The sequence below is a fragment of the Streptomyces sp. NBC_01235 genome, from assembly GCF_035989285.1.
Lineage (GTDB): Bacteria > Actinomycetota > Actinomycetes > Streptomycetales > Streptomycetaceae > Streptomyces.
Map to the genome: position 1 here is coordinate 6,716,515 of NZ_CP108513.1, position 12,777 is coordinate 6,729,291.

General features: G+C 71.0%; 11 protein-coding genes and 1 pseudogene. 1 reads left to right on the forward strand and 11 read right to left on the reverse strand.

Annotated features, from left to right (window positions below; genetic code table 11):
* Nucleotides 1-18: 18 nt before the first annotated feature.
* The 3 genes from OG289_RS30125 to OG289_RS30135 all read right to left on the reverse strand — a co-directional run bounded on the left by OG289_RS30125 (nucleotide 19) and on the right by OG289_RS30135 (nucleotide 2,618).
* Nucleotides 19-609 carry a flavodoxin family protein gene (locus tag OG289_RS30125; RefSeq protein WP_327317193.1) on the reverse strand — a complete coding sequence of 197 codons (591 nt, stop codon included), beginning with the start codon at nucleotides 607-609 and terminating at the stop codon, nucleotides 19-21.
* Between the two features lie 68 nt (nucleotides 610-677).
* Entirely contained in the window at nucleotides 678-2,000 is a 1,323-nt protein-coding gene (locus OG289_RS30130) for an amidase (RefSeq protein ID WP_327317194.1), read from the reverse strand.
* Between the two features lie 96 nt (nucleotides 2,001-2,096).
* A complete protein-coding gene (locus OG289_RS30135) occupies nucleotides 2,097-2,618 on the reverse strand; it encodes a DUF6668 family protein (protein ID WP_327317195.1) in 522 nt (173 codons plus the stop codon).
* Between the two features lie 216 nt (nucleotides 2,619-2,834).
* On the opposite strand from OG289_RS30135, the gene OG289_RS30140 reads away from it, so the two are divergent.
* A complete protein-coding gene (locus OG289_RS30140; RefSeq protein ID WP_327317196.1) occupies nucleotides 2,835-4,358 on the forward strand; it encodes a tetratricopeptide repeat protein in 1,524 nt (507 codons plus the stop codon).
* 96 nt (nucleotides 4,359-4,454) lie between these two features.
* Here OG289_RS30140 and OG289_RS30145 read toward each other — a convergent pair whose 3' ends face one another.
* From OG289_RS30145 to OG289_RS30180, 8 genes and pseudogenes are all read right to left on the reverse strand, one after another.
* A complete protein-coding gene (locus OG289_RS30145) occupies nucleotides 4,455-5,402 on the reverse strand; it encodes a M28 family metallopeptidase (protein WP_327320848.1) in 948 nt (315 codons plus the stop codon).
* A 182-nt stretch (nucleotides 5,403-5,584) separates the two neighbouring features.
* Nucleotides 5,585-6,100 (reverse strand): VOC family protein, encoded by a 516-nt coding sequence (locus OG289_RS30150; RefSeq protein WP_442818977.1) that lies wholly within the window; start codon nucleotides 6,098-6,100, stop codon nucleotides 5,585-5,587.
* Between the two features lie 149 nt (nucleotides 6,101-6,249).
* Nucleotides 6,250-6,363, reverse strand: a pseudogene (locus tag OG289_RS30155) (winged helix-turn-helix transcriptional regulator); the annotation flags it as partial.
* 30 nt (nucleotides 6,364-6,393) lie between these two features.
* Entirely contained in the window at nucleotides 6,394-7,542 is a 1,149-nt protein-coding gene (gene rarD, locus OG289_RS30160; RefSeq protein WP_327317198.1) for an EamA family transporter RarD, read from the reverse strand.
* Between the two features lie 103 nt (nucleotides 7,543-7,645).
* Entirely contained in the window at nucleotides 7,646-8,500 is an 855-nt protein-coding gene (locus OG289_RS30165) for an SDR family oxidoreductase (protein WP_327317199.1), read from the reverse strand.
* Between the two features lie 297 nt (nucleotides 8,501-8,797).
* Nucleotides 8,798-9,913: a 2-oxoacid:ferredoxin oxidoreductase subunit beta gene (locus tag OG289_RS30170; protein ID WP_327317200.1), complete on the reverse strand. Its 1,116-nt coding sequence runs from the start codon at nucleotides 9,911-9,913 to the stop codon at nucleotides 8,798-8,800.
* Entirely contained in the window at nucleotides 9,906-11,852 is a 1,947-nt protein-coding gene (locus OG289_RS30175; protein ID WP_327317201.1) for a 2-oxoacid:acceptor oxidoreductase subunit alpha, read from the reverse strand. The genes OG289_RS30170 and OG289_RS30175 overlap by 8 nt, the downstream gene beginning before the upstream one ends.
* Nucleotides 11,853-12,103: 251 nt before the next feature.
* Nucleotides 12,104-12,775 (reverse strand): response regulator transcription factor, encoded by a 672-nt coding sequence (locus OG289_RS30180; RefSeq protein WP_327317202.1) that lies wholly within the window; start codon nucleotides 12,773-12,775, stop codon nucleotides 12,104-12,106.
* Between the last annotated feature and the right edge of the window lie 2 nt (nucleotides 12,776-12,777).

Consider the following 12,777-nt stretch of genomic DNA (forward strand, 5'->3'; position numbering starts at 1 on the left):
CCGGAGCCTGGCCGAGGCCTAGCCGGCCGTCTCGTAGGCGAACCGGGCGAGGGGCGCCTCCTGGGCGAAGAACGTCTTCGCGCGCGTCAGCGCCTCGGTGTCCTTCAGGACGTCGCCGGGCTTGCTGCCGTTGCCGAGCAGCACCCCGCCGAAGCGCATCCCCAGGTACGCGGCCGAGTTGTTGAGCGTGCCGACGAGCGGGTCGGCGACCACGGGCTGGGCGTCCGCGAGCGCGGTGACGCCCCAGAGGGTGCGCCCGGCGAGCGTCGCCTTGAAGTCGACACCGGGGGTGCGCAGCCAGCCCGACCAGTGGTCCAGGTAGCGCTTGGTCTGGCCGGAGACCGAGTACCAGTACAGCGGGGACGCGATCACGATGTCCGTCGCGGTGAGCGTGGCGTCGAACAGCAGCGCCGTGCTGCCCTCGGTGGGGCGGACGCGGTCGGCGTCGTGCCGCAGGTCCTCGAAGTCGGGCAGGGGGTGTTGGACGAGGCTGATCCACGTCTGCTCGACGTCGGAGGGCAACTGCTCGGCGGCCTCGCGGGCCAGCAGTTCGGTGTTGCCGTCCGGTCGGCTGCTGCCCAGTACGAACAGGAAGCTGCGGTGCGCCATGATCAGATCCCCCAAGTAGTCGGCGTGCGGCGATAGTCTGCCTCTGCATTATATGTGCACGCAAGTAATTATCGATAGGGCTTCGTGCCCCGGGCGGCCGCCAGCAGCGACCTCTCCCCGCCGTGGGCCGCGACCACCTGCAACCCCACCGGGCAGCCGTCCGTGCCGATTCCCGCCGGGAGACTGATCGCCGGGTGACCGCTGAGGTTGAAAGCCCAGGTGAGGGCGGTCGAGTAACGGTCGCCCGGACCTTCGTGACCATGCGCGGCATTCGGGGTCGTGGGCGTCAGCAGCAGGTCGGCATGGGAGAAGAGGTCGGCCAGCAGCCGGTCGTTCACCTCGCGGATCCGTGCGGCCGCGCGGAGGTCCGAGCCCGGGGTGCGCAGTGCGAGCCAGGCCGGGGCGGGGTCCTCCAGACGCAGGAGCGCGTCAGAGGTGGGCAGCCGTACGACACCGGCCTCGGCGAGGCGTTCGGCGGCGGCACGGGCGAGGGCCAGCGGCTCGGGGTCGGGGTCGGCGAAGCCCAGATCCGGAGAGAAGACGGCGAGGGGCGGGGCCGGGGGCGGGACGGAAACCGTGGTCCCCGTCCCCTCACACGCCTCGGCCCCCGTCACGCGCGCGTGCGCTTCCGAGCCCGTCCCCCACAGTCGCGTTCCCGGCGCCGACGCCGACGGCCGCCGCGGGGACGCCGCCTCCGGAGCCCTGACACGCAAGTACGCCTCGGCGTCCACCGCGTACCGCACGAGCACACCGGGCGCCGCCAGACCCGCACGGTCTGAGGATGTCGACCCCCTACGGCCCTTGGGCACCAATCCCCCACGGTCCCTGGGCGCCGGCCCCCTACGGTCCCCCTGCGGTGGTCGCTCGTTCGTGGTCTTCAGGCCGATCACGCCGCACCACGCGGCCGGGATCCGTACCGAGCCCGCGCCGTCGCTGCCGGTGGCCAGGGGGACCAGGCCGGCGGCCACCGCCGCCGCGGAGCCGGCCGAGGAGCCGCCCGGCGTGCGGTCGGCGCGCCAGGGGTTGACGGTGCGGCCGTGGGTTCCGAGGCCCCAGGTCTGCCAGGGGGTGCCGGGCCCGGGGACGGCGGTCGCCCCCACGGGCACGCATCCGGCGGCGATGAGCGGGGCCGCCGTACGCAGCCCGTGCCGCCCCTTCACGCCGATCGGCACCCCGGCCAGCGGCAACCACTCGCCCGCGGCGACCCGCACGTCGACCTCACGCGCCCACGCGCGCGCCCGCTCCTCCCACACCTCGGCGAAGGCGCACAGGGCACGGTCGACCCGGGAGATCCGTCCGAGTGCCTCGCCGACGACGTCCACGGCCCGCAGCCGACCCGTCCGCACGGCCGCGGCGATCTCCACGGCCGGGGGCCACTCCAGGGGCGTCATCCCGGACCACCCCCTACCCACGCCCCCACCGCTGCCCCTACCTCCTCGACTACCTCCCTCAACTACCTCCCTCAACTACCTCCCTCAGCTACCTCCTCAACGAACCGCCCTTCCGCTCCCGCCTCCGGTGAGCCGGGACAACGCTTCCGTCTCCCGTGGCGGGCTTCCGCCCAGGTCGCCGAGGCGCCAGTTCGTCACCCAGGGGACGCGGTACACGTCGATCACCGATTCGATCACCCGCACCCGCTGGACGAGCGGCCGTGGCAGCCGGCCCGGTGCGTCCGCGACGAGAACCACCGCGTCCAGGTCGAGCCCCTGCGGAGCCTCCCCGCGCCGGAAGACGTCCACCGCCCGCAGAACGGACTCCAGCCCGGCCGCATGCGTGCGCGCGACCAGCAGTACGGACGGGGGATCGCCGGCGCCGGGCCACTCGCGCCCGCAGTCCTGGCCGCCGTAGACCGCGGCGAGCGTGGAGCAGCCGGCCCCGCCGTGCGTGGCGACCCAGGAGAAGCGCCGGGGCGTGGCGGTGGAGGCGTACGGCATCGGTACCGGATCCGGTGCGGCCACCGGCCCCCGGATCCAGATCTCCGGCCCCCGTTGCCCGTCCGTCGTCCGCATGACCCGTGTCCCTCCCAGTCGTCGCCGTCCTCCGGGACGCCCCTGATCCTGGTGGTCCCCGGTGCGGCCCCGGGAGCGGGGCGTGGTTTCCTGGAACGAGGCTGTGACGTCGTGGTGACGTGAGGATCGGGAGCGCTCGGAGAGACTCAACAGTACGTGTATACGTACACGGACCTGGACGACCGGATCGTGACGACGCATCCGAGTGAGGAACCGATGTCTCGACTCAGCCGTGAGAAGAAGCGGGAACAGAAGCACGCCGGCCGGCAGGCTGCCGTGGTGGCACCGCTCGACGTCCATGTCCGCGGGGGTGGGACGGCGACGATAGGCGGCGTACCGGTCGTGGCGGTCGACGGCGAGGAGATCCAGCGCGCCGTACTGAGCCACCTCCACCGCATCGCCCTCGCCACCGGACACCCGGTCCTCGCCACGGTCCACGACGAACGCATCAGCTACGTCGTCCCCCTGCGCGTGGACCCGGACGGCTCCAGTCACTTCACGGCAGAGCCCCTACGGACGACGGCGACGCGGGAAGCGGTACGGGAGACGGCACCCGGGGCGGTACGGGAGGAGGCACCGGACGCGCAGAGCGCCGAACCCACCACCGCGCCCGAATCCCGCAGCGCGCCCAGCACTGTGCCCGCGCCCGCCGACACGCCCGCCGCCGCCCCTGCTTTCGCGCCCGTCGAGGACGAACAACCTGCTCAGCCGCGAAGCGACAAGGCCACGCACTTCCTGCGCCCGGTGCCCGAGCCGGTACGGGATGCGGCGCCGACGTTCCCGTTGCGCGCGGTCCCCGAGTCGGAGGCCGAGCGGGGACCTCAGTCGGCACCGGCGCCCGAGACGGCACCCACGTACGCGCTCCGGGCCGTACCGGAACCCCAGGACGACGTCCCCGCCCCCGGCACGGTCATCGCCCCGACGGGCGTGTTCGGCCCGCCCCCGACGATGGACGAGCCGTCGAACCCGAACCCGAACCCGAACCCGAACCCGAACCCGGACCCGGACGCCGGCCCCAACGCGACCCCGGCCCCGGTCCCCACCCTGTCCTCGCCCCTCACCCCGGCCCCGGTCCCCACCTCGGCCCCGATCCCGCTCCCGCTGCCGACCCCCACCTCAACCCCTACACCCCCGGCCCCCACCCCCCTCTTCCCCAACGACCTCATCTCCGACTCGGCCTCCGACCCCGACCCCAAGCCCACCCCCGCTCGTGGCTTCGACGCCGTGGCGGAGGCGGTGCTCGGGGACGACCCCCGTACCCTCCAGGGCGACGGCGGGGGGCCCGCCCTCCTCGGGGAACCGATCGCGCAGATCAACGAGGCCGTGCGGGCGGGCCGTATAGACGCGGCGGCCGACCTCGCGGAGCGGACCGTGCTGGAGGCGTCCGGGACGCTGGGGCCGGAGCACCCCGAAGTGCTCCGGCTGCGCGAACTCACCGCGTACATCGCCTACTTGGCGGGGGACCCGCTGCGTTCCTTCCACGTCTCCCTGGACCTGGCCCGCATCCGCCGCCGGGCCCGGGACGCGGAGGCCGCGTACGGCAACGTCCAGAGCGCGGCGGCGGCCTGGCGTGCCGTACGCGACCCCCTGCAGGGACTGAACCTGGGGACCGAACTCCTCGGCCTGTGGACGGAGCTCACCACCGAGGAGGGTCCGGCTGCCGACGACGTCGAGCAGCTGGAGTCCGCCCGCGCGCGCATGCTCCGCCTGGCCGACCGCGCCCGCAAGTCAGGCGCGTAGCAGCCCGGTCGACCAGAAGGGGCCGACCAGAAGGAGCCGACGAGAAGGAGCCGACGAGAAGGTGTCGGTCAGAAGGAGCCGGTCAGACGGAGCCGGTCAGGCGGACAGTGTCCAGACCGCGTACGCGAGGGCGTCCGCGTTGCGGTCCAGGGCCGTGTCGTTGATGTTGGCCGTGGTGTCGCAGGAGGAGTGGTAGCAGCGGTCGAAGGCCTGCCCGGCCGTACCGCCCCACTTGGCCGCCTGCGCCGCCGTCTTGATGTAGTCGGCGCCGCTGAACAGCCCGCCCACCGGCACGCCCGCGTTCTTGAAGGGGGCGTGGTCGGAGCGGCCGTCGCCCTCGGTCTCGATCTCCGTCGCGACGCCGAGGCCGGTGAAGTAGTCCTTGAAGGTCTTCTCGATGGCCGGGTCGTCGTCGTAGACGAAGTAGCCCGGGTTCGGCGAGCCGATCATGTCGAAGTTGAGGTAGCCGCTGATGCGGGCGCGGTTCGCCGAGGACAGGTTGTTGACGTAGTACTTGGACCCGACCAGGCCCAGTTCCTCCGCGCCCCACCAGGCGAACCGCAGGTGCTTGCCCGGCTGGTAGCCGGACCGGGCCACGGCCAGGGCCGTTTCCAGCACGGCCGCCGAGCCGGAGCCGTTGTCGTTGATCCCGGCGCCGGCCGTCACGGAGTCCAGATGGGACCCGGCCATGACGACCTGGCCGGTGTCGCCGCCGGGCCAGTCGGCGATGAGGTTGTAGCCGGTGCGGCCGGAGGAGGTGAACTGCTGGATGGTGGTGGTGTACCCGGCGGCGTCCAGCTTGGCCTTCACGTAGTCGAGCGATGCCTTGTAGCCGGTGCGGCCGTGGGCGCGGTTGCCGCCGTTGGCGGTGGCGATGGACTGCAACTGCGTCAGATGCGCCTTGACGTTGGCCACGGGGATGTCGGGGGCGGCGACCAGGGGCGCGGGGGCGGGTGCGGCGCCGGCTATCGATCCGCAAGTCAGGAGCATGACAACCGAGACGGCGCTGACGGCTGCTGTGCGCCCGGAGGCGGGAAGCTTCACGGCGGGGAACTTCACGGCGGGGAGCTGCATGTGGGGGGCTCCGGATTCCTCGGGAGTCGCCGCGTCACAGCGACTCCACAGTGAATGGGGTTCCAGGATGGTGAACTCGCCACTAACTCTGCGTCAAGAGCGTTATCAGGACACAGGATTCACATACCGGACATCGAGAGCCCCCGAGTGGGCTAATGCACGCAGAACTCGTTCCCCTCCGGATCCGCCATGACCACCCATGCCCCGGAAGGCTCCTCCACCTCCCGCAGCACGCTCGCCCCCAGCGCCGTCAGCCGCTCGACCTCTCCGGCCCGCAGCCCCGCACCGGGATGCAGATCGAGGTGGAGCCGGTTCTTGACCGTCTTCGGTTCCGGCACCCGCTGGAACAGCAGCCGCCGCCCGAGACCGGTCCCGCTGTCGGGGTCGTACGGGTCGTCGGGGTGGCGTACGGCGATCAGATCCCGGAAGGCGGGGCGGCCGTGAAACTCCGGCGTCGCCGCGCCCGGCAGCGCGCCGAGCTCCAGCAGCCGCTCGATGAGCGCGCTGTTGTCCTCGATCGCGTAGTGCAGCGCGGCGGCCCAGAAATCGGCCTGCGCGTGCGGGTCGGCGGAGTCGACGACTAGCTTCCAGTGCACGGGCGTGGGCTTGGGCGTGGGCGCTGCGTCGGATGCTGACGATGTCTCGGATACCGCGGGCGTCTCAGTCATGCAGCCACATGTAGCAGGCCTGGAGCCTGTCCGGCGGGTCATACCGGAGACGCGGGGCCTGGCACGCTCACCTGTGTTGATTCGGTGCCCTAACCATCCTCCGACCCGCCGGAGCATCCGCCGGCTCACCCGTCGATCTCCCGTCGAGGTATCCGCCGGCTCACCCCGCCGATCGCCCGCCGCAGCTCGGTGAAGCGCAGCCGGCAGTTGTCGAGCAGTGCGATGACGAGCGGCGACCACTTGTCGGCGACCCGGTCCAGGATCTACGGCTCGTCGGCGACCCGGTCCAGGATCTACGGCTCGGCGAGGGGAGGCACGCCCGCCTCCGGAACGGCTACAGCGGGGGCACCGGACGCTGCGGAGGCGGCGGACGTGGCAGCCATGGCAGGCGTGGTGGAGGCGGCGGACGTGGCAGGCGTGGTGGAAGCCACCCTCTCCGCCTTCAGGACGGCGCCGGCGGTGCCCGTCGTGATGGTCGTGCTGGGCAACCTCGCGTCGCTGATCTCGGTGGCGAGGGCGCGGGACGCCCGGCGCGAGGTGCGCAGCGCGTCCCCGGTGAGCAGCACCAGGGCCAGCCACACCAGCGCGAACCCGGCCCAGCGCTCGGGCGGCATGGCCTCGCCGAAGTAGAGGACGCCGAGCATGAACTGGAGGACCGGCGCCATGTACTGCAGCAGGCCCAGCGTGGACAGCGGCACGCGGATCGCCGCCGCGCCGAAGCAGACGAGGGGGAGCGCGGTGACGATGCCGGTGGAGGCGAGCAGGGCCGCGTGTCCGACGCCCTCGGTCGTGAAGGTGGCGTCGCCGTGCGCGGACAGCCACAGCAGGTAGCCCAGAGCGGGCAGGAACTGGACGGCGGTCTCGGCGGTCAGCGACTCGACCCCGCCCAGATTCACCTTCTTCTTCACCAGCCCGTAGGTGGCGAAGGAGAAGGCGAGGACGAGGGAGATCCATGGCGGGCGGCCGTAGCCGACGGTCAGGACCAGCACCGCGCTGAAGCCGACGCCGACTGCGGCCCACTGCACGGGCCGCAGCCGCTCCTTGAGGATCAGCACGCCCATCGCGATGGTGACCAGCGGGTTGATGAAGTACCCGAGGGACGCCTCGACGACATGGCCGCTGTTCACGGCCCAGATGTAGACGCCCCAGTTCACGGTGATGACGGCCGCGGCGATCACGACGAGACAGAGTCGGCGCGGCTGTCGCAGCAGCTCACCGGCCCACGCCCAGCGCCGCACGACGAGCAGTGCGGCGGCGACGAAGGCGAGGGACCACACCATGCGGTGGGCGAGTATCTCGGTCGCCCCGGCGGGCTTGAGCAGGGGCCAGAAGAGGGGCACCAGCCCCCACATCCCGTACGCCGCGAAGCCGTTCAGCAGACCGGTCCGGCCCTCACTCCTCGTCCCGGCCACGGGGCGCCCCTCCCTCTCGCGTTCTGGCATGCGTGGACGAAGGTAACGCCGAGCACCCCCGTCTGTCATGTCCGTATCGCTATACGGTCATGACAGGCGGGGGTGGGTGGCTCAAGGGCCCGCAGGGGGAGTGTCAGCCCTTGAGCGCCGCCGTTATCGCCTCGGCGAGCGGAGTGGTCGGGCGGCCGGCGAGGCGGGACAGGTCGCCGCTGGAGACGACCAGTTCGCCCTGCTCGATCGACGCGTCCACGCCGGCCAGGATCGCGGCGAGCGGCTCGGGCAGGCCGGCTCCGGTCAGGATGCCGGTGAGCACCTCGACGGGTACGGCGTTGTAGGCGATCTCCTTGCCGGTCTGCTTGGTCAGCTCGGCCGCGTACTCGGCGAAGCTCCACGCCTCGTCGCCGCCCAGCTCGTACGTCTTGTTCTCGTGGCCCTCGCCGGTCAGCACGGCGACGGCGGCGGCCGCGTAGTCGGCGCGGGAGGCGGAGGAGACCCGGCCCTCACCCGCGGCGGCGACGACGGCGTTGTGCTCCAGCACCGGGGCGAGGTTCTCGGTGTAGTTCTCGTGGTACCAGCCGTTGCGCAGCAGCGCGTACGGCAGGCCGGAGGCGAGCAGCGCCTTCTCAGTGGCGCGGTGGTCGTCCGCCAGTGCCGCGCTCAGGGTGCCCGGGGCGCTGGTGTACGCGAGGAGGGCGACCCCGGCCGCCTTCGCGGCGTCGATGACGACCTGGTGCTGTGCGGGGCGGCCCTTGTCGAACTCGTTGCCCGAGATCAGCAGCACCTTGTCGCCGGAGGCGAAGAGGCTGCCGAAGGTCTCGGGGGCGTTGTAGTCGGCGACGGCGAGCTTGACGCCGCGGGCCGCGAAGTCGGCGCCCTTGGCCTCGTCGCGGACGACGGCCGTGATCTGCTCGGCCGGGACCTTCTCCAGCAACTGCTCGACTACGTGGCGGCCGAGGTGTCCGGTGGCTCCGGTGACGACGATGCTCATGGGTCAGGAACTCCTAGTGGGGGTGTGCGGGTCTGTCGCTAACCCTAGGAGATGCGCTAACTCTGGGAAAGTACCCACTTTGAAGTAAGGTACTAACGTGCTGGTAAGTGTCACGGACAGTGCCAGGCCGCACGGCGCGGGCACTCATGGCATACGGCGCGGGCAGCCAGGCATACGGCGCGGGCTTACGGCGCGGGCATACGGCGAGGCCCGGAACTGGAACTCCAGTCCCGGGCCTCGCCGCCGGTCATCACATGCTTCACCACATGCTTCAGCCGACTTGGTTCACCACATGGTTCAGCCGACGACCGTCCAGGTGTCCCCACCCGCCAGCAGCGCCGCCAGATCGCCCTTGCCGTGCTGTTCGATCGCCGTGTCCAACTGGTCCGCCAGCTGTGTGTCGTAGACCGGCCGCTCGACCGAGCGCAGCACACCGATCGGCGTGTGGTGCAGGGTGTCCGGGTCGGCCAGCCGGGACAGGGCGAAGGCGGTGGTCGGGGACGCGGCGTGCGCGTCGTGGACCAGCACGTCCGCCGCGTTCTCCGGGGTCACCGTGACGACCTTCAGATCGCCGGTCGCCCTGTCGCGCACGACCCCCCGCGCGCCTCCCCCACCCTCGGCTTCGCTCGAGCGGGAGGTGCCCCCAGCTCCGAACCTGATCGGCTGCCCGTGCTCCAGTCGGATCACCGCTTCCTCGGCCGACTGCCGGTCCTTCAGCGCCTCGAACGCGCCGTCGTTGAAGATGTTGCAGTTCTGGTAGATCTCGACCAGCGCCGTGCCCGGGTGGGCGGCGGCCTGGCGCAGCACCTCCGTCAGGTGCTTGCGGTCGGAGTCGATGGTCCGCGCCACGAACGACGCCTCCGCGCCGAGCGCCAGCGACACCGGGTTGAAGGGCGCGTCGAGCGAGCCCATCGGCGTCGACTTGGTGATCTTGCCGACCTCGGAGGTGGGCGAGTACTGGCCCTTGGTGAGCCCGTAGATCCGGTTGTTGAACAGCAGGATCTTCAGGTTCACGTTCCGCCGCAGCGCGTGGATCAGATGGTTGCCGCCGATGGACAGCGCGTCCCCGTCGCCGGTCACCACCCACACGCTCAGGTCGCGCCGGCTGGCGGCGAGCCCGGTCGCGATCGCCGGGGCCCGCCCGTGAATCGAATGCATCCCGTAGGTGTTCATGTAGTACGGGAAGCGCGACGAGCAGCCGATGCCCGAGACGAAGACGATGTTCTCCTTGGCGAGCCCCAGCTCCGGCATGAAGCCCTGGACGGCCGCCAGGATCGCGTAGTCACCGCAGCCGGGGCACCAGCGCACTTCCTGATCGGACTTGAAGTCCTTCATGGACTGCCTGGCCTCGGCCTTGGGGACGAGCGAGAGCGCCTCGATCGTGCCCGTGCCTTCCGCTCCGGTCTCAGCCATCGATGGCCTCCTTGAGCGCCGCGGCGAGCTGCTCCGCCTTGAACGGCATACCGTTGACCTGGTTGTACGAGTGGGCGTCGACCAGGTACTTCGCCCGTACGAGGGTGGCGAGCTGGCCGAGGTTCATCTCGGGGACGACGACCTTGTCGTAGTGCTTCAGCACCGCGCCGAGGTTGCGCGGGAACGGGTTGAGGTGCCGCAGATGCGCCTGCGCGATGGCCTCGCCCGCCGTGCGCAGCCGCCGTACGGCCGCCGTGATGGGCCCGTAGGTGGAACCCCAGCCCAGCACCAGGGTTCTCGCCCCGTGCGGGTCGTCGACCTCGAGGTCCGGGACGTCGATGCCGTCGATCTTGGCCTGGCGGGTGCGCACCATGAAGTCGTGGTTGGCGGGGGCGTAGGAGATGTTCCCGGTCCCGTCCTCCTTCTCGATCCCGCCGATACGGTGCTCCAGCCCCGGCGTGCCCGGGATCGCCCACGGCCGGGCGAGGGTCTGCGGGTCACGTTTGTACGGCCAGAAGACCTCGGTGCCGTCGTCCAGCGTGTGGTTCGGCCCCTGCGCGAACTGCACCCGCAGATCCGGCAGCTCGTCCAGCTCCGGGATGCGCCAGGGTTCGGAGCCGTTGGCCAGGTAGCCGTCGGACAGGAGCATCACCGGGGTCCGGTAGGTGAGCGCGATCCGCGCCGCCTCCAGGGCCGCGTCGAAACAGTCGGCGGGCGTGCGGGGCGCCACGATCGGCACCGGGGCCTCGCCGTTGCGCCCGAACATGGCCTGCAACAGGTCGGCCTGCTCGGTCTTGGTCGGCAGACCCGTCGACGGCCCGCCCCGCTGGATGTCCACGACCAGCAGCGGCAGCTCCAGCGAGACGGCGAGTCCGATGGTCTCGGACTTCAGCGCCACACCGGGCCCGGAGGTGGTGGTGACGGCGAGGGACCCGCCGAAGGCCGCCCCCAGCGCCGCGCCGATCCCCGCGATCTCGTCCTCCGCCTGGAAGGTCCGTACGCCGAAGTTCTTGTGCCGGCTGAGCTCGTGCAGGATGTCGGAGGCCGGCGTGATCGGGTACGACCCCAGGAACAGCGGCAGATCGGCCTGCCGGGAGGCGGCGATCAGGCCGTACGCCAGAGCCAGGTTGCCGGAGATGTTGCGGTAGGTGCCGACGGGGAACGCCTTCGCCGCCGGAGCGACCTCGTAACTGACCGCGAAGTCCTCGGTCGTCTCGCCGAAGTTCCACCCCGCACGGAAGGCGGCGATGTTCGCGGCCGCGATGTCGGGCTTCTTCGCGAACTTCGATCTCAGGAACTTCTCGGTGCCCTCGGTCGGCCGGTGGTACATCCACGACAAGAGGCCGAGCGCGAACATGTTCTTGCTGCGCTCGGCCTCTTTGCGGGTGAGGTCGAATTCCTTCAGTGCCTCGACGGTCAGGGTGGTCAGGGGGACCGGGTGGAGCTGGTAACCGTCGAGGGAGCCGTCCTCCAGCGGCGAGGCCGCGTACCCCACCTTCTGCATCGCGCGTTTGGTGAACTCGTCCGTGTTGACGATGATCTCCGCGCCGCGCGGTACGTCACCGATGTTCGCTTTCAGCGCCGCAGGATTCATGGCGACCAGCACATTGGGCGCGTCACCAGGGGTGAGGATGTCGTGGTCGGCGAAGTGCAGCTGGAACGAGGAGACACCGGGGAGGGTGCCGGCGGGCGCGCGGATCTCGGCGGGGAAGTTCGGCAGGGTGGAGAGGTCGTTGCCGAACGACGCCGTCTCCGAGGTGAAGCGGTCACCGGTGAGCTGCATACCGTCACCCGAGTCACCCGCGAACCTGATGATCACCCGGTCGAGACGGCGTACGTCCTTCGTCCCGTCCGGTTTGCGCTGCTCTCCCACGACGGCCGCGTCCGCTCCGCCGGTTCCGTCGGCCTGTTCCGCTGGGCTGCTGACCTGACTGGTCACTGAACTGGACCTCCCTCGAGGTGGCTGTCCCGCAGAGGTCTTCCTGAAGACCCTCCATGGATCAACCCTACGTCTGTAAGGGTCGCCTTCCCTCGGCCATTTCGTATGACAGTCGATGTCCCGACACGGCCCGGCACCCCCGCTGCCATGATTTCCCGCCCCCCGGCGTCGTCGCGGTAGACGCACCGGCCAGTGAGACGTGGTCACCTTTGGCGCGCGGTCACCTCGACGACTGGCACAGTGCCACCGAGTCAAGAATTGAGGTAGGTGAGAACCGCGAGAACGCGGCGGTGATCCCCGTCACTGGGGGACAGGCCGAGCTTCAGGAAGATGTTGCTGACGTGCTTCTCCACGGCCCCGTCGCTGACGACCAGCTGCCGGGCGATCGCCGAGTTCGTCCGCCCCTCGGCCATCAGCCCGAGGACCTCCCGCTCCCGCGGGGTCAGCCCCGCCAGCACGTCCTGCTTCCGGCTGCGGCCGAGCAGCTGCGCGACGACCTCCGGGTCGAGGGCCGTCCCGCCCTGGGCGACCCGCACCACGGCGTCCACGAACTCCCGCACCTCGGCCACACGGTCCTTGAGCAGATACCCGACCCCGCGACTGGAACCGGCCAACAGCTCGGTGGCGTACCGCTCCTCCACGTACTGCGACAACACCAGCACCCCGAGCCCGGGATGCGCTTTGCGCAGCTGTACGGCGGCCCGCACCCCTTCGTCGGTGTGGGTGGGCGGCATCCGCACGTCCGCGACGACGACGTCGGGCAGCGAGCCCTCGTCGTCCAGCTCGGTAATCGTCTTGACCAGCGCCTCGGCGTCCCCGACCCCGGCGACGACGTCATGCCCCCGGTCGGTCAGCAACCGGGTCAGCCCCTCCCGCAACAGCACCGAATCCTCGGCGATGACCACCCGCACCCTGTCCTCCACGC